This is a genomic window from Cupriavidus necator (assembly GCF_016127575.1).
GTDB classification, from domain to species: domain Bacteria; phylum Pseudomonadota; class Gammaproteobacteria; order Burkholderiales; family Burkholderiaceae; genus Cupriavidus; species Cupriavidus necator_D.
Map to the genome: position 1 here is coordinate 2,034,354 of NZ_CP066018.1, position 25,066 is coordinate 2,059,419.

The window sequence follows — 25,066 nt, forward strand, 5'->3', positions numbered from 1 at the left end:
CCGCGCGGCGCACCCAAGAGGTGCGCCGCGCGGACGTCTTTGTAGCAAGGTCTTTGTAGCAAGGTGTATCGGATCCGCGCCGGATGTCACCGGATGTGACCCGGCTTTGGCAATGCGGGCAAGGCGCCTATGATCTTGAGATTGCCCGTCTGACTGAGTGCGGGCGTCTGCGCCCCGGCATCCGGACTATTCTTCAGAAAACCCAGAAGGACCACGACCCATGATCACTGTCGGTTCCCGCGTCCCCGACGCCACGCTGCAGGAATTCTTCGAAACCGAAGGCAACGGCTGTGCGCTCGGCCCCAATGCCTTCAAGGTGGCGGACCTGGTCCGCGGCCGCAAGATCGTGGTGTTCGGCCTGCCCGGCGCTTTTACGCCGACCTGCTCGGCCAAGCATGTGCCGGGCTTTGTGCAGCACGCCGCGGCGCTGCGCGAGGCCGGCGTCGACGAGGTCTGGTGCGTGTCGGTCAACGACGCCTTCGTGATGGGCGCCTGGGGCCGTGAACAGCAGACTGGCGGCACGGTGCGCATGATGGCCGACGGCAGCGCCGAGTGGACCCGCGCGCTGGGCCTGGACCAGGACCTGGGCGCGCGCGGCATGGGCGTGCGCTCCAAGCGCTACGCGATGGTGATCGACGACGGCGTCGTCACCCGGCTCGACGTCGAGGCACCGGGCGAATTCCGCGTCAGCAGCGCCGAAGCAGTGCTGGCGGCGTTGCGTGGCTGACACAGTCATCCGGGTAAACGTGGATAATACGCAACTTGTTAAGGGGATGTTAACAGCCGGAAACAAAACCCGGCTGCAGCGCCCCTGAGGTGGTGGTAAAATCCCTTAATCATAAAAGCTGCCCGATAGATTTTTATAATAGTTGAGGCTGTCATGCTCAAACAGCGCACCATCAAATCCCTGGTAAAGACCGTTGGCATCGGCCTGCACTCGGGACGCAAGGTCACGTTGACCCTGCGTCCCGCGCCGGCGGACACCGGCATCGTCTTTACCCGCGTCGACCTGCCCGAGGCCGTCGAGATTCCCGTGGCCGCGTCGGCCATCGGCGACACGCGCCTGGCATCGGTGCTGCAGAAGGATGGCGCGCGCGTTTCGACCGTCGAGCACCTGATGTCGGCCTGTGCGGGCCTGGGCATCGACAACCTCTATGTCGATGTCGACGCCGAGGAAATCCCGATCATGGACGGCAGCGCCGCGTCCTTCGTGTTCCTGCTGCAGTCGGCCGGCATTGAAGAGCAGAACGCGCTGAAGACCTTTATCCGCGTCAAGAAAGCGGTGGAAGTGCGCGAGGGCGACAAGCTGGCGCGGCTGGAGCCGTTCTTCGGCTTCAAGCTGTCGTTCACCATCGACTTCCGCCACCCGGCGGTCGACAAGACCGGCCAGACTTTCTCGATCGACTTTGCCGACACCAGCTACGTGCGCGAGATTGCCCGCGCCCGCACCTTCGGCTTTGCGCACGAGGTGGAAGCCCTGCGCGAGATGGGCCTGGCGCGCGGCGGCAGCCTGGACAACGCGATCGTGCTGGACGAGCACCGCATGCTCAACAATGAAGAGCTGCGCTACGGCGACGAGTTCGTGCGCCACAAGATCCTGGATGCGATCGGCGACCTGTATGTGGTGGGCCACCCGCTGATCGGCGCCTATGTGGCGAACAAGTCGGGCCACGGCCTGAACAACCAGCTCCTGCGCGCGCTGCTGGCCGACCAGGAAGCCTATGAACTGGTCACCTTCGACCGCGTCGAGGAAGCCCCGGTCGCGTTCCTGCCGCAGGCGCAGCCGGCGTTTGCCTGATCCTGGCGAACTGGCGCAGAAAAAAGCCGACCCGAGGGTCGGCTTTTTCGTGTTCGGCAACGGGCTAGCGGTGATGGGCGAGCAGCGTATTGAGCGCGTCGCGCAGCGGCGAATCCGGCAGGCTGCGCGCCAGCTGGTCCAGATTGGCGAGTCCCGTGGGCGTCATGCGGCCACCGGTGCGCTGGCGTTGCACGGGCTCCACTTCCCAGTCCGCGTGGCGCGACACCTCCGGCTGCACCCGCACCCGGATCGCGGTGATATGCGAGCCGCGCTGCTGCAGCCGTGCCAGCAGCGTCGGCACTACCTGGCGCACGCGGGCAGCGGCGGCGCCGTGCGCGGCCAGCAACAGCAGCACCTGGGCGCTCGGGTCGGTGGCGTCACGCTTGACCCCGGCCACGGCCAGGCCGTCGCGCATGCCGGCGGGCAGCAGTGCCAGCACCTCGGCCTCGAGCACCGACAGCTGGCGCGCGGTCTGCATCAGCGTCGAAACCGGGCCGGCCTTGGCCAGCCAGTCGTTGAGCGGCTTGGCGGCGGGGGTCTGCAGGGCGTGATGGGTGAAGCGGCGCATGCATGCATTCTAGCAAGGGGCGCGCTGGCCGCCTTGCCCGACTGTGGATTGAAGCTGCGGCGGCCGCCCCAAACTGTGGCCAATGGGCGCACGGGCAATCACGCGGGCAATCTGCGGACCACACGCGTGGCCGACATCCGGCAGGCTTGCCTGCCCTTGCGGGACGGGGCCAGGCGCGTTCCGGCCGTGACCCCGGCACATGATAAACTCGGCGTTTTGCGCCAATCTATCCATTCCTCGCCCGGCCGCCGGAGCAGCCCGCATCCCTGGGGTGCCGCCCGGTTCCGCGCAGGTGAAAGCAATCGATGATCACCGGCCTTCTCAAGAAAGTCTTCGGCAGCCGCAATGAGCGGCTGATCAAACAATATCGCCGCACGGTGGCGCAGATCAATGCGCTGGAGCCGAAGTTCGAGCAGCTCTCGGACGACGAACTGCGCGGCATGACGGAGACCTTCCGGCAGCGCCACGCCGGCGGCGAATCGCTCGAGGCGCTGCTGCCCGAGGCCTTCGCCGTCTGCCGCGAGGCCAGCAAGCGTGTCATGAAGATGCGCCACTTCGACGTGCAGCTGATCGGCGGCATGGTGCTGAACGACAACAAGATCGCCGAAATGCGCACCGGCGAAGGCAAGACGCTGACCGCGACGCTGGCCGTGTACCTGAATGCCATTACCGGCCAGGGCGTGCACGTGGTGACCGTCAACGACTACCTGGCGCAGCGCGATGCCGAGTGGATGGGCCGGCTGTACAACTTCCTGGGCCTGTCGGTGGGCGTGAACCTGTCGCAGATGCCGCACGACGCCAAGCAGGCGGCGTACAACTCGGACATCACCTACGGCACCAACAACGAGTTCGGCTTCGACTACCTGCGCGACAACATGGTCTACGACCCGTCGCAACGCGTGCAGCGCCCGCTCAACTACGCCATCGTCGATGAAGTGGACTCGATCCTGATCGACGAGGCCCGCACCCCGCTGATCATCTCCGGCCAGGCCGAGAACCAGACCGACCTGTACCAGCGCATGAACGGCATCCCCAAGCTGCTCGAGCGCCAGATCGGTGAAGAGAAGGCCGACGGCACCGGCGTCGAGAAGCCGGGCGACTACTACGTCGACGAGAAGGGCCACCAGGTCTACCTGACCGAAGCCGGCCACGAGAAGGCAGAAGAGATCCTGTCGCAGCAAGGCCTGATCGGCGAGGGCGAGTCGCTCTACGCGCCGCAGAACATCACGCTGATGCACCACCTGTACGCCGCCCTGCGCGCGCACAGCCTGTTCCATCGCGACCAGCACTACGTGGTGCAGAACGACGAAGTCGTGATCGTCGACGAGTTCACCGGCCGCCTGATGACCGGCCGCCGCTGGTCCGACGGCCTGCACCAGGCCGTTGAGGCCAAGGAAGGCGTCACCGTCCAGCAAGAGAACCAGACGCTGGCGACGATCACCTTCCAGAACTACTTCCGCATGTACAACAAGCTGGCCGGCATGACCGGCACGGCTGACACCGAAGCGTATGAGTTCCAGGAGATCTACGGCCTGGAAGTGGTGGTGATCCCGACCAACCGCCCGGCCCAGCGCAAGGACCAGCAGGACCAGATCTACAAGACCGGCAAGGAGCGCTACGACGCCGTGGTGCGCGATATCCGCGACTGCTACGAGCGTGGCCAGCCGGTGCTGGTGGGCACCACCTCGATCGAGACCTCGGAATACCTGTCGGGCCTGCTCGATCGCGAGCAACTGCCGCACCAGGTGCTCAACGCCAAGCAGCACGCGCGCGAAGCCGAGATCGTGGCCCAGGCCGGCCGCCCCAAGATGATCACCATTGCCACCAACATGGCCGGCCGCGGTACCGACATCGTGCTGGGCGGCAATGTGGAGAAGCAATCCGGCTTTATCGAGGCGGACCCGAACCTGTCCGACGCCGAGAAGGCCGCACGCATCAAGCAGCTCGAGGATGAGTGGCATTCGCTGCACGAGCAGGTCAAGGCCGCCGGCGGCCTGCATATCGTCGGCACCGAGCGCCATGAGTCGCGCCGTATCGACAACCAGCTGCGCGGCCGTGCCGGCCGCCAGGGCGACCCGGGTTCGTCGCGCTTCTACCTGTCGCTGGACGACCAGCTGCTGCGCATCTTCGCCGGCGACCGCGTGCGCGCCATCATGGAACGCCTGAAGATGCCCGAGGGCGAGCCGATCGAAGCCGGCATCGTCACGCGCTCGATCGAATCGGCGCAGCGCAAGGTCGAAGGCCGCAACTTCGACATCCGCAAGCAGCTGCTGCAGTACGACGACGTCGCCAACGACCAGCGCAAGGAAATCTACAAGCTGCGCAACGACGTGCTGGAAGCCCAGGATGTCGGCGACATGGTGACCAACCTGCGCGAGAGCGTGCTGGTTGAGCTGTTCCGCGACCACGTGCCGGCCGACACCATGGAAGAGCAGTGGAACATCTCCGGCCTGGAAACGCGCCTGCGCGAGGACTGGGGCCTGGAAGTGCCGCTGGCGCAGACCATCGAGGGCGCGCAGAGCATCGAGGACGAAGAGCTGCTCAACCTGATCATGAAGGCGGCCGCGGAGCGCTACGATGGCAAGGTCGCGATGGTCGGCCGCGAGTCGTTCGCCGGCTTCGAGCGCTCGGTCATGCTGCAGAGCATCGACACGCACTGGCGCGAGCACCTGGCCGCGCTGGACCACCTGCGCCAGGGCATCCACCTGCGCGGCTATGCGCAGAAGGATCCCAAGCAGGAATACAAGCGCGAGTCGTTCGAGCTGTTCGCGCGCCTGCTGGACCTGATCAAGAACGAAGTCACGCGCGTGACTTTCAACGTGCAGATCCAGTCGCCGGAAGAGCTGGAGCAGGCTTCGGAAGAGATCGAGGAAGGCCTGTCGCACCTGGAGAACATCCAGTACAAGCACGACGAGTTCGCCGAAGGGCGCGAGCCGGTCGAGGAAGCGCCGTCGCCGCGCACCGGTGCGGCCATGGCCGCCGCCGAGCTGGCGCTGGCGGGCATGCCCAAGGTCGGCCGCAACGATCCGTGCCCGTGCGGCTCGGGCAAGAAGTTCAAGCAGTGCCACGGCAGGCTCAGCTGAACTGAGCCCGGCCGGGTACCCGGCATGACGTCGTTCCCGCTGTCTGGGGAGTGACGCGCAAGGAAACGACATGCCCGCCCTCCGCGGGCATGTTCGTCTGATGACAAGCAAGTTGCGAGCAGAAGCCGCAAGCAGATAACGCAAGCAGGAACGAGGAGTCCACATGCCCGTCAATCTTCCGCTGCCCCAGGCAGAGAACCTGAAATCCGTCGCCGGCGTGGAGCTGGGCTGGGCCGAGGCGGGCATCCGCAAGGCCAACCGCAAGGACGTGCTGGTGGTGCGCGTGGCCGAAGGCAGCACCGTGGCCGGCGTCTTCACCAGCAACCGCTTCTGCGCGGCGCCGGTGCAGGTCTGCCGCGAGCACCTGGCCGCTGGCAAGGGCATCCGCGCGCTGGTGGTCAACACCGGCAATGCCAACGCCGGCACCGGCGAACCGGGCCTGGCCAGTGCCCGCGCCAGCTGCGACGCGCTGGCAGCGCAACTGGGCATCGCCGCCGAGCAGGTGCTGCCGTTCTCGACCGGCGTGATCCTGGAGCCGCTGCCGGTCGACCGCCTGGTGGCCGGCCTGCCCGCCGCCATCGCCAACGCGAAGCCGGACAACTGGCTGGCCGCCGCCGAAGCCATCATGACCACCGACACGCAGCCCAAGGCCGCGTCGCGCACGGTGCAGATCGACGGCAAGACCGTGACGCTGTCGGGCATCAGCAAGGGCGCCGGCATGATCCGCCCGAACATGGCGACCATGCTCGGCTTTATCGCCATGGACGCCGCCGTGGCCCAGCCGGTGCTGCAGGCGCTGGTCTCCTACGCCGCCGACCATTCGTTCAACAGCATCACCATCGACGGCGATACCTCGACCAACGACTCGTTCGTGCTGATCGCCACGGGCAAGTCCGGCGCCGTGGTCGAGCGCGCCGAAGGCCCGGCCTTCGAGGCGCTGCGCGACGCGGTGACCGCGCTGGCGCAGGAACTGGCGCAGATGATCGTGCGCGACGGCGAAGGCGCCACCAAGCTGATGACCATCCGCGTCGAAGGCGGCAAGGACGTGGCCGAGTGCCGCCAGATCGCCTATGCGGTGGCGCATTCGCCGCTGGTCAAGACCGCGTTCTATGCGTCGGACCCCAACCTGGGCCGCATCCTGGCCGCGGTCGGCTACGCCGGCGTCGATGACCTCGACGTCGGCCGCGTCAACCTGTGGCTGGACGATGTCTGGGTGGCCCGCGACGGCGGCCGCAACCCCGACTACCGCGAGGAAGACGGCCAGCGCGTGATGAAGCAGGCCGAGATCACCGTGCGCATCGCGCTCGGCCGCGGCAAGGCCGAAGCGACGGTCTGGACCTGCGACCTGTCGCACGATTACGTGTCGATCAACGCCGACTACCGCTCCTGAGCTTTCCGTCCTTCCCGTGCATGCGGGAAGGGCATCGATTCCCCTGCCAGCCGATACCGCGCCCCTAGCGCGCCCCTGCCATGTCTGACCTCGCCGCCCGCCTCGACAACTTCCTTGCCCGACTCGAACAATGGCTGCCGCCGCAACTGAGCGACGCCGACTGGCAGGAGGCCGTGGCGTTCCGCTGGCGCAAGCGGCAGAGCCTGTTCGGCAATATCGGCTACCTGCAGCCGGTGCGCCAGCTGCCGCCGATCCACCTGGACGACCTGAAGAACATCGAGCGCCAGAAGGATGCCATCGTCGCCAACACGCGCCAGTTCGTGAGCAAGCTGCCGGCCAACAATGTGCTGCTGACCGGCGCGCGCGGCACCGGCAAGTCGTCGCTGATCAAGGCCTGCCTCAATGCCTTCGTCAGGGACGGGCTGCGGCTGGTTGAGGTGGACAAGGATGACCTGGGCGACCTCGGCGATATCGTCGAGCTCGTTGCGCAGCGCCCCGAGCGCTTCGTGATCTTCTGCGACGACCTGTCGTTCGAAGAGGGCGAGTCGGGCTACAAGTCGCTCAAGTCGGCGCTGGACGGCTCGGTGGCGGCGCAGTCGGACAACGTGCTGATCTACGCCACCTCCAACCGCCGGCACCTGCTGCCGGAGTACATGAAGGACAACGAGACCTACCGCCACACCGACGATGGCGAGATCCATCCCGGCGAAGTGGTGGAAGAGAAGATCTCGCTGTCCGAGCGCTTCGGGCTGTGGCTGTCGTTCTACCCGCCCAAGCAGGACGAATATCTGGCCATTGTCGGCCACTGGCTCAGGCACTTTGGCTGCACCGACGAGGACATCGCCGCGGCGCGCGGTGACGCGCTGGTGTGGGCGCTGGAGCGCGGCTCGCGCTCGGGCCGCGTGGCCTGGCAGTTTGCGCGCGATTGGGGCGGCAAGCATGGCAAGCCCTATATTGCCGATGTCGCCGGAGACGCCAAGGCATGAGCGCGGCCACGCAGAACCCCGCGCAGACCGGCGCCAACCCGCCGCGCAAGGTGACCGAGGTGGCGGTCGGCGTGCTGGTGCAGCCCGACGGACGCTTCCTGCTGGCGCAGCGCCCGGCCGGCAAGCCCTACGAGGGCTATTGGGAATTCCCCGGCGGCAAGCTGGAGCCCGGTGAGTCGGTGGAGGCAGCACTGGCCAGAGAACTCCATGAAGAGCTGGGCCTTGATGTAACGCAATGCGAGCGTTGGCACATTCTGGAACATGACTATCCGCACGCCTATGTGCGGCTGTATTTCTGCAAGGTCACCGACTGGCGGGGCGACCCCGTCGGCCGCGAAGGCCAGGCCTTCTCGTGGCAGCGCACGCCGGTGACGGTGGGGCCGCTGCTGCCGGCCACCATTCCCGTGGTGGAGTGGCTGGCCGAGGAATCGGGCAACGGCTGACCCTGCCTTCCCGCTGTCGGGCAAGCGGCCGCGGCGCCCGCTTGCGCGCCGCCAGGGCCTGACCAGGCCCTGATCCACAGGAAAGGAACCTGCATGCTACGTGTCGATCGTATCGCCGACGACGTTTCCCTGCCTGAACTGACCCTGCGCGGCATCATCCTCGGTGCGCTGATCACGGTCGTGTTCACCGCCTCCAACATCTACCTGGGCCTGAAGGTCGGCCTGACCTTCTCGTCGGCGATCCCGGCGGCCGTGATCTCGATGGCCGTGCTGCGGCTCTTCCCCGGCGCCAACATCCTGGAAAACAACATGGTGCAGACGCAGGCCTCGGCCGCGGGCACCCTGTCGTCGATCATCTTTATCCTGCCGGGCCTGGTCATGCTGGGCCACTGGCAGGGCTTCCCGTTCTGGCAGACGCTGGCGATCTGCGCGGCCGGCGGCATGCTGGGCGTGCTGTTCAGCATCCCGCTGCGCCACGCGATGGTGGTGCAGAGCGAGCTGCCCTACCCGGAGGGCGTGGCCGCGGCGGAAATCCTGCGCGTGGGCAGCGCCGCGCCAGACCAGGCCGCGCCGGGGCAGAAGCCCCAGGCGACCGGCCTGGCCGACCTGATGGCCGGCGGCCTGGTGGCGGGGCTGTTCAGCTTTGCCGCCGGCGGGCTGCGCCTGCTGGCCGAGGGCGCCAACTTCTGGCTGTCGGCCGGGGCCTCGGTGGTGCGGCTGTCGATGGGGTTCTCGCTGGCGCTGGTGGGCGCGGGCTACCTGGTCGGAATCGTCGGCGGGCTGGCCATGCTGCTCGGGCTGGTGCTGACCTGGGGCGTCGCGGTGCCGTGGCTGACGGCCATCACGCCGCGCCCGGACGGCGCCACGCTGTCGGCCTTCGGCGCCATGGTGTGGAGCCAGCAGGCGCGCTTCATCGGTGCCGGCACCATCGGCATTGCCGCGATCTGGACGCTGCTGTCGCTGGCCGGGCCGATGCTGTACGGCATCCGCGCCTCGTTCGGCGCGCTGCAGGGCGGGCCGGCGGGGCAGGGCAAGATGCCGCGCACGCAGCAGGACATGCCGGCCAGATGGATCGGGCTGGTGATGCTGGGGCTGCTGGCGGTGCTGGTGACGGTATTCGCCTGGTTCCTCGCGCCGGCGCCGCTCGATGGCGGCGCACGCTGGCGCCTGGTGATCTACGCGGTGGTGTTCGCCTTTATCTTCGGCTTCCTGGTGGCGGCGGCGTGTGGCTACATGGCCGGGCTGGTGGGCTCGTCGGCCAGCCCGATCTCGGGCATCGGCATCATCGCGGTGATCCTGGTGTCGCTGCTGATCCTGCTGGCGGGCAAGGCCGACGGGCTGCTGGCCACGCCCGAGGGCAGAAACTTCGCGATTGCGCTGGCGATCTTCACCACCTCGGCGGTGGTGGCGGTCGCCTCGATCGCCAACGACAACCTGCAGGACCTGAAGACCGGCTGGCTGGTCGGTGCCACGCCGTGGCGCCAGCAGGTGGCGCTGCTGATCGGCTGCGCGGTAGGCGCGGCGGTGATTCCGCCGGTGCTGGACCTGCTCTACAGCGCCTATGGCTTCGCCGGCGCGCTGCCGCGTGCGGACATGGACCCCAACCAGGCGCTGGCCGCGCCGCAGGCGACGCTGATGACCGCGATCGCCACCGGCATCTTCACCCGCCAGCTCAACTGGACCATGATCCTGATCGGCATCGGGCTGGGCGTGGTGCTGATCGCCATCGACGAGGTGCTGCGCCGCCGCCGCGGCGCGGCGCGGCTGCCGGTGCTGGCGGTGGGCATCGGCATCTACCTGCCGCCGACCATCAGCTCGGCGCTGGTGGTGGGCGCGGTGCTGTCGTGGCTCCTGCTGCGCAGCGAGCGCCGCCGCGCCAGCGCGCGCGGCGACGACGTCAAGCTGGCGCTGGAACATGCCGAGCGGCGCGGCACGCTGCTGGCCTCGGGCCTGATCGTGGGGGAAAGCCTGGTCGGCGTGATGCTGGCCGCGGTAATCGGCCTGTCGGGCAGGGATGCGCCACTGGCGCTGGCCGGGCCCGGGTTTGAAGCGACCGCGCAGTGGCTGGGCCTGGCGGTGTTCGCGCTGGTATGCGTGGGCTTCTACCGCCGCGTGCTGGCGGCGGCGCACTGAACCGCGAGGGACGCTGAAGGCGAGGGCGCTTCAGTCGTCCTCGTCTTCAGTCTGGTCGGCGGAGGTCTCGCCCGGCTTGCCGCCGATCACGTATTTCTCGGACGCCCAGGCGCCGAGATCGATCTGCTTGCAGCGCTCGGAACAGAAGGGGCGGAATTTGTTGTCGGGCACCCAGGCCACCTCGGTGCCGCAGGTGGGGCATTTGACGACAGCAGGCATAGCGTTCAGCGCAGGCTTCAGAAATTGCAGAGTTTCAGCAGGAACGGGATATCCGCATCGACCGAGCGTGGGCGCAGGTCGCCGTCCTGCTGCGTGAAGCGCACCCACAGCATGTACTTGTTGGCGCTCATCTCGGGGATGAAGGCCAGCAGCGAGTCATCCAGGTAGACCTGCATCAGCTGGTAGCTGCGACCGGACAGCATTTGCTGGTAGCTGCCGCCGGTGGCGATCACCTTGCCGCTCTGGCCGGCTTCGCGCAGCAGGCGCAGCACGATGGTGGTGCCCATGCGCAGCGACAGCAGCGGACGTACCCACTTCAGGATATCGGCGCGGCGGTCTTCGGCGGGGCGGTGCTGCCAGGCATAGTAGGCCGGCAGGTCGAACTCGCAGGTGCCGCCGGGGATGATCGCGCGGCTGCGGATGCTGGTCAGCCACTCGTTGTCGGCCAGCAGCTGGCCGGCCTTGCCCACGGTCTGGTTGAGCATGGCGATGCCTTGCTCGATCTCGCCGATGACGGCGTCCAGCGCCTCCTGGTCGATCTGCGGGTTGGCGCGCAGTGGCGCCAGTGCCTGGCGCTGGCGTTCCAGTTCCTTGATCAGGTCGGTCTTGAGGTCGGCGCGGCCGGCGACGTCGATGATCTCGAACAGCGTGGTCAGCGCGACATGGTGCTGGTGGGCATGATCCTGGCCGAGAAAGTATTCCAGCCGATCGAACAGGTCCTCCAGGCGCAGGAGTGTCCTGATGCGTTCGTTGAAAGGGTATTCGTACAGAATCAAGTGCAATGTCCGTGCAGGGCGTCGGGCGCTTTCAGGAGCGGCCCGGTGCAGAATGAGGCCCGGGAAATGCCGGAAGGGGCGATATATGGCGGGCGGTTGCCGCCAGTATGCGGTGATTTCCCCGCATATTCCAGCGCATTCTATGCGAGACACGGGCCGAGGACAATGTCGCGTGCATGATGCCATGCGCTGGCGCGCCGGGTTGCGCGTTATGGATGGACCCTGGCCGCCGCCGACAGTTCACGATAGTAGCGGTCGAGCCGGTCGACCTGGTCCACCAGCGCCTCCACCGGACCGTCGTTGTCGATGACGTCGTCGGCACATGCCAGGCGCTCGGCGCGGGTGGCCTGTCTGGCCATGATGGCCTGCACCTGCTCGCGGCTGAAGCCGTTGCGCGACATCACGCGCGCTACCTGGGTGGCCTCGGTGCAGTCCACCACCAGCACGCGGCCCACGCGCTCGCGCCATGAGCCCGATTCCACCAGCAGCGGCACCACGTAGATCAGGTAGGGATGGTCGCCGGCATCGCGGATCGCGTGGGCGCGCTCGGTGGTCAGTGCACGGATCAGCGGGTGGGTGATCGCTTCAAGCCGAGCCTTGGCTGCGGGGTCGGCAAACACCAGTGCGCGCATCGCGTCGCGGTCCATGGCGCCGTCGGGACGCAGGCAGGCCGGGCCGAAGGCCTCGACCAGCGCCGGGATGGCGCGCCCGCCTGGGGCGGTGATCTCGTGCGCGAGCAGGTCGGTGTCGATGATCGCGGCACCGCGCGCGGCAAACATGTCGGCCACGCGGGTCTTGCCGCTGCCGATGCCGCCGGTCAGTCCGATTTCCAGCATGTGAAGCTCTGTTGACGATGTTGCCGCAACGATACCAGCTTCAGCGGAGATCGTCGGACACCGTCATGGCCATGCAAACAGCGGCAGCACGCCGGGGCCGAACAGCAGCACCACCACGCCGGCGAGCGCGATGAAGGGCCCGAACGGGAAGGGCGTGTCGCGTTCCTGCCGGCGCAGCGCGATATTGGCCAGCCCGAACAGCACGCCGACCACCGACGACAGCAGCACCAGCGCCGGCAGCGCCTGCCAGCCGAGCCAGGCGCCCAGCGCCGCCATCAGCTTGAAGTCGCCAAAGCCCATGCCTTCCTTGCCGCGCACCAGCCGGAACAGCCAGTAGGCCGTCCACAGCACCAGGTAGCCGGCAGCCGCGCCGATCACGGCGTCGGGCAGCGTCACGAACACGCCGCCCAGGTTCAGCAGCAGGCCCAGCCACAACAGCGGCAGGGTGATCTGGTCCGGCAGCAGTTGCGTATCGGCATCGATCATGGTCAGCGCCAGCAGCGCCCACACCAGCACCAGCGCGGCCAGGGCCTGTCCGCCGGGGCCGAAGCGCCACGCCGCCAGCGCGCTCAGCACGCCACAGGCCAGCTCGACCAGCGGATAGCGCACACTGATCGGCGCCTGGCACGCCGAGCAGCGCCCGCGCAGGAACAGGTAGCTCAGCACCGGCACGTTCTCCCACGGCGCAATCGCGTGGCCGCAATGCGGGCAGGCCGAGCGCGGCACCATCAGGTTGTAGCGGCCGGGGTAGGGCAGCGGGTCGCCGCGCAGCTCGGCGATATAGTTGGCCTCGTCGCGCTCCATCATGCGCGGCATCCGGTGGATGACCACATTGAGGAAGCTGCCGACCACCAGCCCGAGCAGCGCGGCGGCCGCCACCAGGAAGGCGGGCGGCAACGCCGCCAGTGCCTCCACCAGCGGCGCGCCGCCGGTGGAGGCCGGCGAAGGGTAGGGAGAAGCAGACCACGAAGACAACATCGCTTACACCACCTGTCCCAGCTTGAAGATCGGCAGGTACATCGCCACCACCATGCCGCCGATCAGCACACCCAGCACCACGATGATCAGCGGCTCGATCAGGCTGGAGATCGCGGCCACGGCATCGTCGACCTCGCGCTCGTAGAACTCCGCCACCTTCAGCAGCATATTGTCCAGCGCGCCGGACTCCTCGCCGATCTGCGTCATCTGCAGCACCATGTTGTCGAACACATGGGTGGCCTGCATCGCGTTGGTCAGGCTGGTGCCGATGCGCACCGATTGCTCGATCTCGCGCGTGGCGTCGTAGTAGACCCAGTTGCCGGCCGCGCCGGCCACGGACTCCATTGACTCCACCAGCGGCGTGCCGGCGGCGAACATGGTGGCCAGCGTGCGGGTCCAGCGCGCGATCACGGCCTTGCGGAACAGGCTGCCGAAGATCGGCAGCTTCAGCAGCGCGCGGTCGGTGGCGCGCTGCACCTTCTCCGATTTCTTCAGCGCGCGCAGGTAGAAGGAGATGCCGGCCACCGGCGCCCCGATCACCAGGTACCAGTACTGGACAAAGAAGTCCGAGATGGCGATCACCAGCAGCGTCGGCGCCGGCAGGTTGGCGCCGAAGCTGGAGAACACGCCCTTGAACGCCGGGATCACGAACAGCATCAGGATCACGGTCACGGCAAAGGCCACCGTCAGCACCGCGATCGGGTAGATCATCGCCGACTTGATCTGGCCTTTCAGCGCGATGGTCTTTTCCATGTAGAGCGACAGGCGCTCCAGCAGCGAATCCAGGATACCGCCCTGTTCGCCGGCATCGATCAGGTTGCAGTACAGCGTATCGAAGTACTTCGGATGGCGCCGGAATGCCGCGGCCATGCTGCTGCCGGCCTCGATGTCGAAGCGGATGTCGGACAGCAGCTGGGTGAAGTTGGGGTTCACGTGGCCACGCGCGATGATGTCGATCGATTGCAGCAGCGGAATGCCGGCCTTGAGCATGGTCGACAGCTGCCGTGTGAAGTAGGCGATGTCCTTCTCGGTGATCTTGCGCCCGCGCGCGGCCTTGCGCTTCTTCAGCTTGACGATGGTCAGGCCCTGCTTGCGCAGCGTGGCGGTGACCTCGGCCTGGTTCTCGGCGCGCAGCTCGCCGGTGAAGGTCTTGCCCTTGCGGTCCTTGCCTTCCCACTCAAAGATGTACTGGGTGGGTGCCTTGCGCCCCTTCCCTGATTTCGCCCGTGACGGTGCCGCCGTCCGGGCGCCCGCCGCTGGTGCACGCGTCGCCATGATATTGACCCCCGATGTAAATGACGCTTGTTCTGCGTCTTGTATTTACGTTTGTCCTGCTTCCCTAAGTATTCGTAGTCGCCAGCACTTCTTCGAGTGACGTGACGCCCTGCCTCACCTTCAGCAGCCCCGCTTCGCGCAACGATAGCACGCCGTCCTTGCGCGCCTGCTCGGCGATCTGCAATGCCGTTCCATGCGTCAGGATGATCTCCTGCATGGCCTCGGTGATCGGCATGACCTGGTAGATGCCGCAGCGGCCCTTGTAGCCGGTGCCGTTGCAGCGCTCGCAGCCGACCGGGTGGTAGGCCTGCCAGCTGCCGTCCAGGTCTTGTTCGCGGAAGCCCGCCTCCAGCAGCGCCTCGCGCGGGATCTCGCCCTCGCGCTTGCAGGTGCACAGCCGCCGCGCCAGCCGCTGCGCGGTGATCATCAGTACGCTCGAGGCAATATTGAAGGCCGCCACGCCCATGTTCATCAACCGCGTCAGCGTGGTCGGCGCGTCGTTGGTGTGCAGCGTCGACAACACCAGGTGGCCGGTCTGCGCGGCCTTGATCGAGATGTCGGCGGTTTCCAGGTCGCGGATTTCGCCGACCATGATGATGTCCGGATCCTGCCGCAGGAACGAACGCAGGGCCGCGGCAAAGGTCAGGCCCGCCTTGTCGTTGACGTTGACCTGGTTGATGCCGGGCAGCTGGATTTCGGCCGGGTCTTCCGCGGTGGAGATATTGATGTCGCCCTGGTTCAGCAGGTTCAGGAAGGTGTACAGCGACACCGTCTTGCCGCTGCCGGTGGGGCCGGTCACCAGCACCATGCCATAGGGGCGCTTGATCACGTCCAGCAGCAGCGCCTTCTGCTCGGGCTCATAGCCGAGCTGGTCGATGTCGAGCTTGTCGGACGAAGATTCCAGGATCCGCATCACGATCTTCTCGCCGAACAGCGTCGGCAGCGTCGACACGCGGAAATCCACTGCCCGCTCGACCGTCTCCTTGGCGTCCTTGTCCTTGGGCAGGGCAATCAGCAGCTTCATGCGGCCGTCCTGCGGCACGCGCTTTTCAGAAATATCCAGGCGCGACAGCACCTTGATGCGGGTGGCGATCTTGTCGCGGATATCCAGCGGTGGGCGCGCGACCTCCTGCAGCACCCCGTCCACGCGGAAGCGGACGCGGTAGAAAGTCTCGAACGGCTCGAAGTGCAGGTCGGACGCGCCGCGATGGAAGGCCTCGGTCAGCAGCTTCTGCAGGAAGCGCACCACCGGGGCGTCGTCGATATTGTCGGCGGTGGTGCGGTTGCGCTGGTTGCCGGCCGCGGCCACCGGATCGTATTCGATCATCTTGCGCTCGGCCTGCACCGGCGAGATGTTCTTCAGCGTGCCCAGGGCCTCGCCGGCGGAGCGCACGTGCTTCATCAGCTTGTCGTGCTCGACCACCACCGCTTCGACCGGCAGCTTGTACTTTTCCTTGATCGCATCCAGCCCGGCCTGGTTGGACGGGTCGGACATCGCCAGCACCAGCCGGTTCTCGCGCCGGCCCAGCGGCAGCAGCCGGTGCGCGTGGAATTCACGGTTGCCGGCCAGTGCCGGCGGCACCTTGTTCAGGTTGTACTGGGCCAGGTCCAGCAGCGGCAGCTGGTATTTGTCCGCGGCAAACAGCGCCAGGTCGTGCGCGCTCATGGTGCCGCTGCCGACGATCTCGTCGATCAGCTGCGACTGCTTTTCACGCGCGGCCTGCTCCAGCTGAGCAAGCAGGGCGGGCGCGATACGCCGGCTCTGGGCCAGGGCAAGACCGAGTGTCATGGCAGGTGCGCTGTGCGGTGCGGTTAGGCGGTGGCGGATGCCACGCAGGCGGGGGCGGACGGACCCACGTCCCCGGATCGGGGCAGTTTGCCGCCGGGGTCACTTTTTGTAAAGCCGGCGCGGGCGCGGTGTTGGCGTTTGCGCGACACGGGCGCAACCCTACTTGCGCGGGGAAGAAGCGGCGTTTCAGGCAGCTTCCTTGCGCGCGGGACAGGTGCCCTTTTGAGAGGAGTCCCTGTCCCCGCCCATGTTTGCCTTGGCCTTTTCCCAACGGGAGACGCCACGTCATTTTTGATCCGATATAGAATCAAAAGTGCGTGCATAACACTGCGTGATGCCAATTTGCAGGAAGCCCTTCATGCAGTTCATCAAGAAGGCGCACAAGCCGCTGCACCTGGCGATCGAGGATGAAGAGAGAAAGGGATGACCATCATGACCGCAGAAGACCTGATGAAGGCCGTCAGCAAGATGCCCGCGCAGGAGCGCATCAAGTTTTTCACGCCGGTGGGCGAGCAGGCTTTCAAGGACGAGGACTTCTCGCACGAGGAAGTCTTTGGCCACCTCGCGGAAGCAGATTTCACCGCCGCGGAGGCGGCCGAATACCTCGAAGTTTCAATTGCCACCTTCCGGCGGCTGGTGCGCGACGGCAAGCTCGCGCCCCATGCAGTAGTGGGTCGTAGCCAGCTGTTTTCCGCGGCCGACCTGGAGGCATTCAAGCGTCAGCGCAAGGCGATCAAGGGATGAGTTGCCGGAGGATCGGGGAGGGGGGGCAGAAAGACAAAAGGCCGAACCAACTGACGTTGATTCGGCCTTTTAAATCTGGTCGGGGTGAGAGGATTCGAACCTCCGGCCTCTACGTCCCGAACGTAGCGCTCTACCAGGCTAAGCTACACCCCGATTTGGTTTGCTGGCAAACGTCTGACCGTCTGCAGCAAAGAACGTAAGTTTAGCAGCGTTTTTTGGGGAATGGAAGAGGGCGAGGAAAATCGCCGTTCTGCCCGCTTCCGCTGCCTTCCCCGCGGTTGCGTCAGGACTGCCGTTGCAATGAGAACGCGCAGAGCTGGATCAGGGTTTCCTTCAGTTCCGACGGCGGGAACTGCCGTGCCGCCTGTTCGGCGGCTTCAGCCTCGCGCCGCGCGGCTTCGAAGGTGACGTCCAGCGCGCCACTGGCGTGGATCGCGGCAAACACGGCATCGAAATGCTCGGTGCCACCTCGCACGATGGCGTCGCGCGCCAACTGGCGCTGTTCGGGCGTGCCGTGTTCCAGCAGGTGCAGCAGGGGCAGGGTGGGCTTGCCTTCGCGCAGGTCGTCGCCGGCGTTCTTGCCCATCTGCTCGGCGCTGGCAGTGTAGTCCAGCATGTCGTCGATCAGCTGGAAGGCGGTGCCGATGCGGCGGCCGTATTCAGCCGCGGCTTCTTCCATCTGGGCGTCGGCGCCGGCCAGCACGGCGCCGAGTTGCGCGGCGGCCTCGAACAGCTTGGCGGTCTTGTAGCGGATCACCTGCAGGTAGCGCTCGACGGTGACGTCGGGGTCGTGCATGTTCAGCAGCTGCAGGACCTCGCCCTCGGCGATCACGTTGGTCGCGTTGGACAGGATCTCCATGATGCGCATGCTGCCGGCATCGACCATCATCTGGAACGCGCGCGAATAGAGGAAGTCGCCCACCAGCACGCTGGCGGCGTTGCCGAACACGGCATTGGCGGTATCGCGCCCGCGCCGCAGCTCGGACTCGTCGACCACGTCGTCGTGCAGCAGGGTGGCGGTGTGGATGAACTCCACCACGGCGGCCAGCTCATGGTGGCGGTTGCCGTCGTAGCCCATCGCGCGCGCTGTCAGCAGCAGGATCACCGGGCGCAGGCGCTTGCCGCCGGCACCGATGATGTATTCGCCGATCTGCTCGATCAGGGGGACTTCAGAAGACAGCCGCTGGCGGATAACAGCATCGACCGCGCGCATGTCTGCAGCGACCGGGGCAAGCAAGGCAGTGGCGGAAGGCTGGGACAAGATGATCACCGTTACGCAAAACCGGACGATTATATGCGATGCGCGTGGCGTTCCACGTATGGCGCGCTTCTAAAGATTCGCGCTCAGGGTATGCGCTCAGGGTGTTCGCAAGGCGCGCAACTATAATGCAGCCATGAACAAGCCCGTGCCTCGTCGCCACCTGCGCCGCACCGCCCTTTGGGTGGCGTTTGCGGCACTGGCGGGATTCCTGCTCGCCGACCTGACCTGAGCCAGGGCGCGGTTGCATTGTGGCGATGCCGCCGCACACAGGCTATGTGCCTGTTTTCTTTGCCCTTTTCCCGGATCTCATTTATAATTCCCGGTTTCCTCCGGTAGCTGCGCTCGCTTTGCGGGTTCTGACCGGCGGGAGATAACCGGGCCGCATTGAGCCCGCCCAGGCGCCAGGCCGTGCAATTGACCGGCCGCGCAGGGTGCGCCAGTGCCGGCATACGGCGTTTTATTCACATCCGAGAGGTTCGACAATGTACGCGGTCGTAAAAACCGGCGGCAAGCAATACAAGGTTGCTGCTGGCGAAAAACTGAAAGTAGAACAGATACCGGCAGACATTGGCGCAGAAATCACGCTCGACCAGGTGCTCGCAGTGGGCGCCGGCGACCAAATCAAGTTTGGTACGCCGCTGGTTAGCGGGGCTTCCGTCAAGGCTACCGTTATCTCCCAAGGTCGTCACGACAAAGTGAAGATCTTCAAGATGCGCCGTCGCAAGCACTACCAGAAGCGTCAGGGCCATCGTCAGAATTACACCGAACTGCGCATCGAAGCGATCGTTGCCTGATCGATCGAGCGTAACCAGGTAAAGCGACAGGAGTAAGACATGGCACAGAAAAAAGGCGGCGGTTCCACGCGGAACGGCCGTGATTCCGAATCGAAGCGTCTGGGCGTGAAGGTGTTTGGTGGCCAGGCCATCAACGCCGGCGGCATCATCATCCGCCAACGCGGTACCCGCGTGCATGCTGGCGACAACGTCGGCGTGGGCAAGGACCACACGCTCTTTGCCCTGGTGGACGGCCACGTGCAGTTCGCCGTCAAGGGCCCTGCCAAGAAGCAGCAAGTCAGCGTCGTTCCGGCGGCCTGATAACAGCCTTTGCAGGATGAAGGCCCCGCAACGCTTGCGGGGCCTTTTCTTTTCTGGCGACAATGTCAGTTCGCCAGCCCGGTCGGAGGCTTCCAGCCGCTGATCCGCCGATCCATCACGGAAACCCATCATCATGAAGTTCATAGACGAAGCCCGAATCGAAGCCATCGCCGGCAACGGCGGCAATGGCAGCGCCTCGTTCCGGCGCGAGAAGTTTGTGCCCTTCGGCGGCCCGGATGGTGGCGACGGCGGCCGCGGCGGCAGCGTGTTCGCCGTGGCGGACCGCAATATCAATACGCTGATCGACTTCCGCTACGCCAGGAAGCACGTTGCCCGCAACGGCGAGAACGGCCGCGGCTCCGACTGCTACGGCGCGGCGGGTGAGGACATCACGCTGCGCATGCCGGTGGGCACGCTGATCACCGACATGGACACCGGCGAAGTCATCGCCGACCTGACCGAGCACGGCCAGCGCGTGTGCCTGGCCGAAGGCGGCATGGGCGGCTGGGGCAACCTGCATTTCAAGTCCAGTACCAACCGCGCGCCGCGCCAGCAGGTGGACGGCAAGCCGGGCGAGCGCCGCATGCTCAAGCTCGAGCTCAAGGTGCTGGCCGACGTCGGCCTGCTGGGCATGCCCAACGCCGGCAAGTCGACCTTTATCTCGCATATCTCCAACGCGCGCCCGAAGGTGGCGGACTATCCGTTCACTACCCTGCACCCGAACCTGGGCGTGGTGCGCGTGGACCACGAGCAATCGTTCGTGGTCGCCGACATTCCCGGCCTGATCGAAGGCGCCGCCGAAGGCGCGGGCCTGGGTCACCAGTTCCTGCGCCACCTGCAGCGCACCGGCCTGCTGCTGCATATTGTCGACCTGGCGCCGTTCGACGAGGCAGTCGACCCGGTGGCCGAGGCCAAGGCCATCGTCAACGAGCTGAAGAAGTACGACGAAACCCTGTACGACAAGCCGCGCTGGCTGGTGCTGAACAAGCTCGACGTGGTTCCCGAGGACGAGCGCGCGGCCCGCGTGAAGGATTTCATCAAGCGCTACAAGTGGAAGGGGCCGGTGTTCCAGATTTCGGCGCTGACCGGCGAAGGCTGCCGCGAGCTGATCTACGCGATCAAGGACCACCTGCAGGCGATCAAGGCCGAAGAAGCCGCGGCGCTGGCCGAGCCGGACATCCGGCTGGACGAGCGCCTGCACAACGTCGACCAGGGGCAGGGCGAGGCATAAGCCGGGGCCGCCGCTGGCGCCCCACCACAGAAGAATACCCACGGACAATTCGGGCGCGGCGCCCGCCGCCGGCTGCCCGGGAGACAGGATTCCCGTCATGCAATCGGTCATCGCGCAGGCAAAGCGCATCGTCGTCAAAGTCGGCTCCAGCCTGGTCACCAACGACGGCAAGGGGCTGGACCACGACGCCATCGCCCGCTGGGCGGCCCAGATCGCCAAGCTGCGCGTGGCCGGCAAGGAAGTGGTGCTGGTCAGCTCCGGCGCCATCGCCGAAGGCATGCAGCGCCTGGGCTGGGTGCGCCGCCCGAAGGAAATCCATGAGCTGCAGGCCGCCGCCGCCGTCGGCCAGATGGGCCTGGCGCAGGTCTATGAAAGCCAGTTCGGCCGCTACGGCATCCGCACCGCGCAGGTGCTGCTGACCCACGCCGACCTGGCCGACCGCGAACGCTACCTCAACGCCCGCTCGACCCTGCTCACGCTGCTGTCCCTGGGCGTGGTGCCGATCATCAACGAGAACGACACCGTGGTCACCGACGAAATCAAGTTCGGCGACAACGACACGCTGGGCGCGCTGGTGACCAACCTGATCGAAGGCGACGCGCTGGTGATCCTGACCGACCAGCGCGGCCTGTACACCGCCGACCCGCGCAAGGACCCGGCCGCGCAGTTCGTGGACGAGGCCCTGGCCGGCACCCCCGAGCTGGAGGCCATGGCCGGCGGCGCCGGCACGTCGATCGGGCGCGGCGGCATGCTGACCAAGATCCTGGCGGCCAAGCGCGCAGCCAAGTCCGGCGCCCATACCACCATCGCCTCCGGGCGCGAGGCCAACGTGCTGGAGCGCCTGGCCGCGGGCGAGGCCATCGGCACCCAGCTGCTGGCGCCGACCGGGCGGCTCACGGCGCGCAAGCAATGGATGGCCGACCACCTGCAGCTGCGCGGCCGGGTCGTGATCGACAACGGCGCGGTCGAGAAGCTCACCAGCGGCGGCAAGTCGCTGTTGCCGATCGGCGTGACGGAAGTGCAGGGCGAGTTCGCCCGCGGCGAGGTGATCGCGTGCGTCGACGCGCAGGGCAAGGAGGTGGCGCGCGGCATCACCAACTATTCCAGCGCCGAGGCGCGGCTGATCGCGCGCAAGCCCTCATCCGAGATCGAGTCCGTGCTGGGGCACCTGAACGAGCCCGAACTGATCCATCGCGACAACCTGGTGCTGGTCTGACGGGCGTACAGGCCGGGCGCAAACAAAAACGGCGGGGCTGCCAGGCAGTCCCGCCGTTTTTTTATGTCGACGCTGCGTGCTTCAGCGCTTGCGCGGCGCTCGCGATTGCAGGTCGCGCACCATGGCGTCGGCGGTGCCGGCCACGGTACGGCCCTCGCAGAAGAAATCGATCGCCAGCGTGGCGGCATAGGCATTGCGCACGCCAGTCTCCATGCGGTGCCAGGTCTCGCCGTAGTCGCTGCTGTTGGGCACCCACTCGGTGGCGCCCTTGGGCAGCGTGGCGTAGAGCTTGCGCTCGAACGCATCGCAGCGCAGGCCTTCGAAGGTCACGTTGCGCGCGCCGCTCTGGCTGGTGGTGACGACCGTGTAGCGCACCACGTTGTCCTTGCCGACCGAGACCGACTTGCCGTCCACCGCGAATGACAGCGAGCCGGTGCCCGACACCGAGAACGGGATCAGGTTGGCGTCCTGAGGCGGTGCCGGCAGCATCGCCTTGGCCTCATCAAAGGTCTTGGGCGCGAACGGGTTGAGCCAGGTGCTTTCTTCCTCCGCCATCTCCTTGCCGGTGGTCTTGCAGCCGGCCAGCGCAAGGCTGGCCGCGGCAATCAGCATGCCGGCAGCGGTCAGGCCGCGGCGGCGGCCCAGGCCGGTGAAACTAGTCATCAGTGCTCCGTGAGGTGGAAACCGGCGTTGCCGGTGAATCGTGCTCGGTCGCGTGCGCGGCCTCGGCATTGCAGTCGGCGTCGGCCTGCTGCGCCTGCTGGGCGCGGCTGAGCGCCTGGCTGCGCGGCCCGCCATGCCGGCCATGCATGCCGTGGGGGCCGTGCGTGCCATAGGGACTCAGCGGCACACGCGCGTGCCGGTTCAGGAAGCGTGACAACTCCGTCAGCGCCAGCTGGTAGACATCGCGCTTGAACTCGATCACCGCCTCCAGCGGCACCCAGTAATGACTCCAACGCCAGGCGTCGAATTCAGGGTGCTCGGTGGCACGCAGATGGATATCACAGTCCCTGCCGGCCATGCGCAGCAGGAACCAGATTTGTTTCTGGCCCTTGTAGTGGCCGCGGATCTCGCGGCGGATGAACTTGTCCGGCACCTCGTAACGCAGCCAGTCGCGCGTGCGACCGACGATCCTGACGTGCTCCGGAAGCAGGCCGATTTCCTCATGCAGTTCGCGGTACATGGCCTGTTCAGGCGTTTCGCCGTACTTGATGCCACCTTGCGGGAACTGCCAGGAGTGTTCGCCGATTCGCTTGCCCCAGAAAACCTCGTTTCGTGCGTTGAGGAGGATGATGCCGACGTTCGGGCGAAAGCCTTCACGATCGAGCATGACTGCACCTCGAATCCTTTAGAATTACGCTGATTATAAAGGAAGCGCGCAGCCGGGCCCGGACCGGGGGATGCTGGTTTTCCCCGAGCGGAAGGGCAGTTTCAGGCGCGTGCCCACAATTCAGTGCCGCCGGCCCCCGGATTTTGCCGGGACGGGTTTTCCCGAGCCCGGCGGCCCAGAGAGAAATTACGGATGAAAGCCTCGCAATTCTTCATTTCCACCCTCAAGGAAGCGCCCGCCGACGCGGAAATCGTTTCGCACAAGCTGATGATGCGCGCCGGCATGATCAAGAAGCTGGGCGCCGGCATCTACAACTACATGCCGATCGGGCTGCGCGTGATCCGCAAGGTGGAGAACATCGTGCGCGAGGAAATGAACCGCGCCGGCGCGGTGGAGCTGTCCATGCCGGTGATCCAGCCGGCCGAGCTGTGGCAGGAAACCGGCCGCTGGGACAAGATGGGCCCCGAGCTGCTGCGCCTGAAGGACCGCCATGAGCGCGACTTCGCGGTCCAGCCGACCTCGGAAGAGGTGGTGACCGACATCGCCCGCTCGGAAATCCGCAGCTACAAGCAGCTGCCGGTCAATTTCTACCAGATCCAGACCAAGTTCCGCGACGAGCGCCGGCCGCGCTTCGGCATCATGCGCGGGCGCGAGTTCACCATGAAGGATGCCTATTCCTTCGACCGCGACACGGACGGCCTGCGCAAGTCGTACGAGAACATGTACGACGCCTACGTGCGCATCTTCCGCCGCTTTGGCCTGGAATTCCGCGCCGTGGCGGCCGACAACGGCGCCATCGGCGGCTCGGGCTCGCATGAGTTCCATGTGATCGCCGACACCGGCGAAGACGCCATCGTCTACTGCCCGACCTCGGACTACGCCGCCAACATGGAGGCCGCCGAGGCGCTGCCCCTGCTGGCCAGCCGCGCCGCGCCGGCCGAAGACCTGGTCAAGACCGCCACCCCGGAAAAGGCCAAGTGCGAGCACGTGGCCGAGTTCCTGGGCATCCCGCTGCAGCGCACCGTCAAGTCGATCGTGCTGGCCAAGGACACCGAGGCCGGCGCCGAGATCTGGCTGCTGCTGATCCGCGGCGACCATGAGCTGAACGAGGTCAAGGCGTCAAAGGTGCCGGGCCTGGCCGACTTCCGCTTTGCCACCGAGAACGAGATCGTCGACGCCTTCGGCTCGCCGCCGGGCTACCTGGGCCCGATCGGCGCGAAGAAGCCGGTCAAGGTGGTGGCCGACCGCACCGTCGCCAACATGAGCGATTTCGTCTGCGGCGCCAACTACCGCGACTACCACTACACCGGCGTCAACTGGGGCCGCGACCTGCCCGAGCCGGTCGTGGCCGACCTGCGCAACGTGGTCGCCGGCGACGCCTCGCCGGACGGCCAGGGCACGCTGGAAATCTGCCGCGGCATCGAGGTGGGCCACGTGTTCATGCTGGGCACGCGTTACTCGGAATCGATGAACGCCACCTTTCTGGACGAGAACGGCAAGACCCAGCCGATGCAGATGGGCTGCTACGGCATCGGCGTCACCCGTATCCTGGGCGCGGCGATCGAGCAGAACTTCGATGAGCGCGGCATCATCTGGCCGGCCGCGATCGCGCCGTTCGCGGTGGTGATCTGCCCGGTGGGCTACGACCGCTCCGAAGCCGTCAAGGCCGAGGCCGACCGCATCCATGCCGAGCTGCTGGCCGCCGGCGTGGACGTCATCCTGGACGACCGCGGCGAGCGCCCGGGCGTGATGTTTGCCGACTGGGAGCTGATCGGCGTGCCGCACCGCGTGGTGGTGGGCGACCGCGGCCTGAAGGAAGGCAAGGTCGAGTACCAGGGCCGGCGCGACGCGCAGGCCACCGCCGTCAGCGTGGCCGACGTGGTCGGCCACGTGCGCAGCCAGCTGGCGAACTGAGC

Annotated in this window: 23 protein-coding genes and 1 tRNA gene; 13 read left to right on the plus strand and 11 right to left on the minus strand. The window is 66.5% G+C overall.

Annotated features, from left to right (window positions below; all coding sequences use genetic code 11):
• Positions 1-220 precede the first annotated feature (220 nt).
• Complete coding sequence (locus tag I6H87_RS09495; RefSeq protein WP_010814763.1) at positions 221-727, plus strand: peroxiredoxin; 507 nt, start codon at positions 221-223, stop codon at positions 725-727.
• Between the two features lie 153 nt (positions 728-880).
• On the plus strand, positions 881-1,798 hold the full coding sequence (gene lpxC, locus I6H87_RS09500; protein WP_010814762.1) for a UDP-3-O-acyl-N-acetylglucosamine deacetylase: 918 nt from the start codon (positions 881-883) through the stop codon (positions 1,796-1,798).
• A 64-nt stretch (positions 1,799-1,862) separates the two neighbouring features.
• On the opposite strand, the gene I6H87_RS09505 is transcribed toward lpxC, so the two are convergent.
• Positions 1,863-2,366 (minus strand): hypothetical protein, encoded by a 504-nt coding sequence (locus I6H87_RS09505; protein ID WP_011616087.1) that lies wholly within the window; start codon positions 2,364-2,366, stop codon positions 1,863-1,865.
• 305 nt (positions 2,367-2,671) lie between these two features.
• On the opposite strand from I6H87_RS09505, the gene secA reads away from it, so the two are divergent.
• From secA to I6H87_RS09530, 5 genes are all read left to right on the plus strand, one after another.
• Complete coding sequence (gene secA, locus I6H87_RS09510; RefSeq protein ID WP_010814760.1) at positions 2,672-5,449, plus strand: preprotein translocase subunit SecA; 2,778 nt, start codon at positions 2,672-2,674, stop codon at positions 5,447-5,449.
• A gap of 163 nt (positions 5,450-5,612) precedes the next feature.
• The gene (argJ, locus tag I6H87_RS09515; RefSeq protein ID WP_011616086.1) at positions 5,613-6,839 is read left to right on the plus strand and encodes a bifunctional glutamate N-acetyltransferase/amino-acid acetyltransferase ArgJ; all 1,227 of its coding nucleotides are present in this window, start codon (positions 5,613-5,615) and stop codon (positions 6,837-6,839) included.
• A gap of 80 nt (positions 6,840-6,919) precedes the next feature.
• Positions 6,920-7,825, plus strand: coding sequence for an ATP-binding protein (locus I6H87_RS09520; RefSeq protein ID WP_010814758.1), 906 nt, complete (start codon positions 6,920-6,922; stop codon positions 7,823-7,825).
• Positions 7,822-8,268: an NUDIX domain-containing protein gene (locus I6H87_RS09525; RefSeq protein WP_011616085.1), complete on the plus strand. Its 447-nt coding sequence runs from the start codon at positions 7,822-7,824 to the stop codon at positions 8,266-8,268. The genes I6H87_RS09520 and I6H87_RS09525 overlap by 4 nt, the downstream gene beginning before the upstream one ends.
• A gap of 93 nt (positions 8,269-8,361) precedes the next feature.
• The gene (locus I6H87_RS09530; protein WP_010814756.1) at positions 8,362-10,401 is read left to right on the plus strand and encodes an OPT family oligopeptide transporter; all 2,040 of its coding nucleotides are present in this window, start codon (positions 8,362-8,364) and stop codon (positions 10,399-10,401) included.
• Positions 10,402-10,431: 30 nt separating this feature from the next.
• On the opposite strand, the gene I6H87_RS09535 is transcribed toward I6H87_RS09530, so the two are convergent.
• The 6 genes from I6H87_RS09535 to pilB form a co-directional block, all read right to left on the minus strand.
• The gene (locus I6H87_RS09535; RefSeq protein WP_010814755.1) at positions 10,432-10,620 is read right to left on the minus strand and encodes a DNA gyrase inhibitor YacG; all 189 of its coding nucleotides are present in this window, start codon (positions 10,618-10,620) and stop codon (positions 10,432-10,434) included.
• 17 nt (positions 10,621-10,637) lie between these two features.
• Positions 10,638-11,396 (minus strand): cell division protein ZapD, encoded by a 759-nt coding sequence (gene zapD / locus I6H87_RS09540; RefSeq protein ID WP_011616084.1) that lies wholly within the window; start codon positions 11,394-11,396, stop codon positions 10,638-10,640.
• 209 nt (positions 11,397-11,605) lie between these two features.
• The gene (gene coaE / locus I6H87_RS09545) at positions 11,606-12,232 is read right to left on the minus strand and encodes a dephospho-CoA kinase (RefSeq protein ID WP_010814753.1); all 627 of its coding nucleotides are present in this window, start codon (positions 12,230-12,232) and stop codon (positions 11,606-11,608) included.
• A gap of 63 nt (positions 12,233-12,295) precedes the next feature.
• Complete coding sequence (locus I6H87_RS09550; RefSeq protein WP_011616083.1) at positions 12,296-13,210, minus strand: prepilin peptidase; 915 nt, start codon at positions 13,208-13,210, stop codon at positions 12,296-12,298.
• 3 nt (positions 13,211-13,213) lie between these two features.
• Positions 13,214-14,485, minus strand: a complete 1,272-nt coding sequence (locus I6H87_RS09555; RefSeq protein WP_011616082.1) for a type II secretion system F family protein — start codon at positions 14,483-14,485, stop codon at positions 13,214-13,216.
• A gap of 64 nt (positions 14,486-14,549) precedes the next feature.
• Entirely contained in the window at positions 14,550-16,274 is a 1,725-nt protein-coding gene (gene pilB / locus I6H87_RS09560) for a type IV-A pilus assembly ATPase PilB (RefSeq protein WP_011616081.1), read from the minus strand.
• A gap of 423 nt (positions 16,275-16,697) precedes the next feature.
• Here pilB and I6H87_RS09565 point away from each other — a divergent pair, with 423 nt between their 5' ends.
• Positions 16,698-17,018, plus strand: a complete 321-nt coding sequence (locus I6H87_RS09565) for a helix-turn-helix domain-containing protein (RefSeq protein ID WP_062804630.1) — start codon at positions 16,698-16,700, stop codon at positions 17,016-17,018.
• Between the two features lie 76 nt (positions 17,019-17,094).
• On the opposite strand, the gene I6H87_RS09570 is transcribed toward I6H87_RS09565, so the two are convergent.
• Positions 17,095-17,171: transfer RNA gene (locus tag I6H87_RS09570), tRNA-Pro, on the minus strand.
• A gap of 130 nt (positions 17,172-17,301) precedes the next feature.
• A complete protein-coding gene (gene ispB, locus I6H87_RS09575) occupies positions 17,302-18,231 on the minus strand; it encodes an octaprenyl diphosphate synthase (RefSeq protein WP_010814748.1) in 930 nt (309 codons plus the stop codon).
• A 530-nt stretch (positions 18,232-18,761) separates the two neighbouring features.
• Here ispB and rplU point away from each other — a divergent pair.
• From rplU to proB, 4 genes are all read left to right on the plus strand, one after another.
• Positions 18,762-19,073, plus strand: a complete 312-nt coding sequence (gene rplU / locus I6H87_RS09580; RefSeq protein ID WP_006576525.1) for a 50S ribosomal protein L21 — start codon at positions 18,762-18,764, stop codon at positions 19,071-19,073.
• A 39-nt stretch (positions 19,074-19,112) separates the two neighbouring features.
• The gene (rpmA, locus tag I6H87_RS09585; protein ID WP_010814747.1) at positions 19,113-19,373 is read left to right on the plus strand and encodes a 50S ribosomal protein L27; all 261 of its coding nucleotides are present in this window, start codon (positions 19,113-19,115) and stop codon (positions 19,371-19,373) included.
• A gap of 133 nt (positions 19,374-19,506) precedes the next feature.
• Positions 19,507-20,604 (plus strand): GTPase ObgE, encoded by a 1,098-nt coding sequence (gene obgE, locus I6H87_RS09590; RefSeq protein WP_010814746.1) that lies wholly within the window; start codon positions 19,507-19,509, stop codon positions 20,602-20,604.
• A 97-nt stretch (positions 20,605-20,701) separates the two neighbouring features.
• Complete coding sequence (proB, locus tag I6H87_RS09595; RefSeq protein WP_010814745.1) at positions 20,702-21,820, plus strand: glutamate 5-kinase; 1,119 nt, start codon at positions 20,702-20,704, stop codon at positions 21,818-21,820.
• A gap of 81 nt (positions 21,821-21,901) precedes the next feature.
• Here the strand turns inward: proB and I6H87_RS09600 are convergent, their stop codons facing one another.
• Together I6H87_RS09600 and I6H87_RS09605 are read right to left on the minus strand one after the other, a co-directional pair.
• Complete coding sequence (locus tag I6H87_RS09600) at positions 21,902-22,483, minus strand: CNP1-like family protein (RefSeq protein WP_010814744.1); 582 nt, start codon at positions 22,481-22,483, stop codon at positions 21,902-21,904.
• A complete protein-coding gene (locus I6H87_RS09605) occupies positions 22,476-23,150 on the minus strand; it encodes an RNA pyrophosphohydrolase (protein WP_011616079.1) in 675 nt (224 codons plus the stop codon). The genes I6H87_RS09600 and I6H87_RS09605 overlap by 8 nt, the downstream gene beginning before the upstream one ends.
• A gap of 192 nt (positions 23,151-23,342) precedes the next feature.
• Between I6H87_RS09605 and I6H87_RS09610 the strand changes: the two genes are divergently transcribed.
• Positions 23,343-25,064, plus strand: coding sequence for a proline--tRNA ligase (locus tag I6H87_RS09610; protein WP_011616078.1), 1,722 nt, complete (start codon positions 23,343-23,345; stop codon positions 25,062-25,064).
• The last annotated feature ends 2 nt before the right edge of the window (positions 25,065-25,066 follow it).

Bases quoted from the DNA above. Each gene is read 5' to 3' on its own strand.
- I6H87_RS09520 (WP_010814758.1), top strand. From the start codon at position 6,920: ATGTCTGACCTCGCCGCCCGCCTCGACAACTTCCTTGCCCGACTCGAA.
- proB (WP_010814745.1), top strand. From the start codon at position 20,702: ATGCAATCGGTCATCGCGCAGGCAAAGCGCATCGTCGTCAAAGTCGGC.
- I6H87_RS09555 (WP_011616082.1), bottom strand. From the start codon at position 14,485: ATGGCGACGCGTGCACCAGCGGCGGGCGCCCGGACGGCGGCACCGTCA.
- obgE (WP_010814746.1), top strand. From the start codon at position 19,507: ATGAAGTTCATAGACGAAGCCCGAATCGAAGCCATCGCCGGCAACGGC.
- I6H87_RS09605 (WP_011616079.1), bottom strand. From the start codon at position 23,150: ATGCTCGATCGTGAAGGCTTTCGCCCGAACGTCGGCATCATCCTCCTC.
- I6H87_RS09535 (WP_010814755.1), bottom strand. From the start codon at position 10,620: ATGCCTGCTGTCGTCAAATGCCCCACCTGCGGCACCGAGGTGGCCTGG.
- rpmA (WP_010814747.1), top strand. From the start codon at position 19,113: ATGGCACAGAAAAAAGGCGGCGGTTCCACGCGGAACGGCCGTGATTCC.
- I6H87_RS09610 (WP_011616078.1), top strand. From the start codon at position 23,343: ATGAAAGCCTCGCAATTCTTCATTTCCACCCTCAAGGAAGCGCCCGCC.
- I6H87_RS09600 (WP_010814744.1), bottom strand. From the start codon at position 22,483: ATGACTAGTTTCACCGGCCTGGGCCGCCGCCGCGGCCTGACCGCTGCC.
- secA (WP_010814760.1), top strand. From the start codon at position 2,672: ATGATCACCGGCCTTCTCAAGAAAGTCTTCGGCAGCCGCAATGAGCGG.
- coaE (WP_010814753.1), bottom strand. From the start codon at position 12,232: ATGCTGGAAATCGGACTGACCGGCGGCATCGGCAGCGGCAAGACCCGC.
- I6H87_RS09525 (WP_011616085.1), top strand. From the start codon at position 7,822: ATGAGCGCGGCCACGCAGAACCCCGCGCAGACCGGCGCCAACCCGCCG.
- I6H87_RS09530 (WP_010814756.1), top strand. From the start codon at position 8,362: ATGCTACGTGTCGATCGTATCGCCGACGACGTTTCCCTGCCTGAACTG.
- pilB (WP_011616081.1), bottom strand. From the start codon at position 16,274: ATGACACTCGGTCTTGCCCTGGCCCAGAGCCGGCGTATCGCGCCCGCC.
- rplU (WP_006576525.1), top strand. From the start codon at position 18,762: ATGTACGCGGTCGTAAAAACCGGCGGCAAGCAATACAAGGTTGCTGCT.
- I6H87_RS09495 (WP_010814763.1), top strand. From the start codon at position 221: ATGATCACTGTCGGTTCCCGCGTCCCCGACGCCACGCTGCAGGAATTC.
- ispB (WP_010814748.1), bottom strand. From the start codon at position 18,231: ATGCGCGCGGTCGATGCTGTTATCCGCCAGCGGCTGTCTTCTGAAGTC.
- argJ (WP_011616086.1), top strand. From the start codon at position 5,613: ATGCCCGTCAATCTTCCGCTGCCCCAGGCAGAGAACCTGAAATCCGTC.
- lpxC (WP_010814762.1), top strand. From the start codon at position 881: ATGCTCAAACAGCGCACCATCAAATCCCTGGTAAAGACCGTTGGCATC.
- I6H87_RS09550 (WP_011616083.1), bottom strand. From the start codon at position 13,210: ATGTTGTCTTCGTGGTCTGCTTCTCCCTACCCTTCGCCGGCCTCCACC.
- I6H87_RS09565 (WP_062804630.1), top strand. From the start codon at position 16,698: ATGACCATCATGACCGCAGAAGACCTGATGAAGGCCGTCAGCAAGATG.
- I6H87_RS09505 (WP_011616087.1), bottom strand. From the start codon at position 2,366: ATGCGCCGCTTCACCCATCACGCCCTGCAGACCCCCGCCGCCAAGCCG.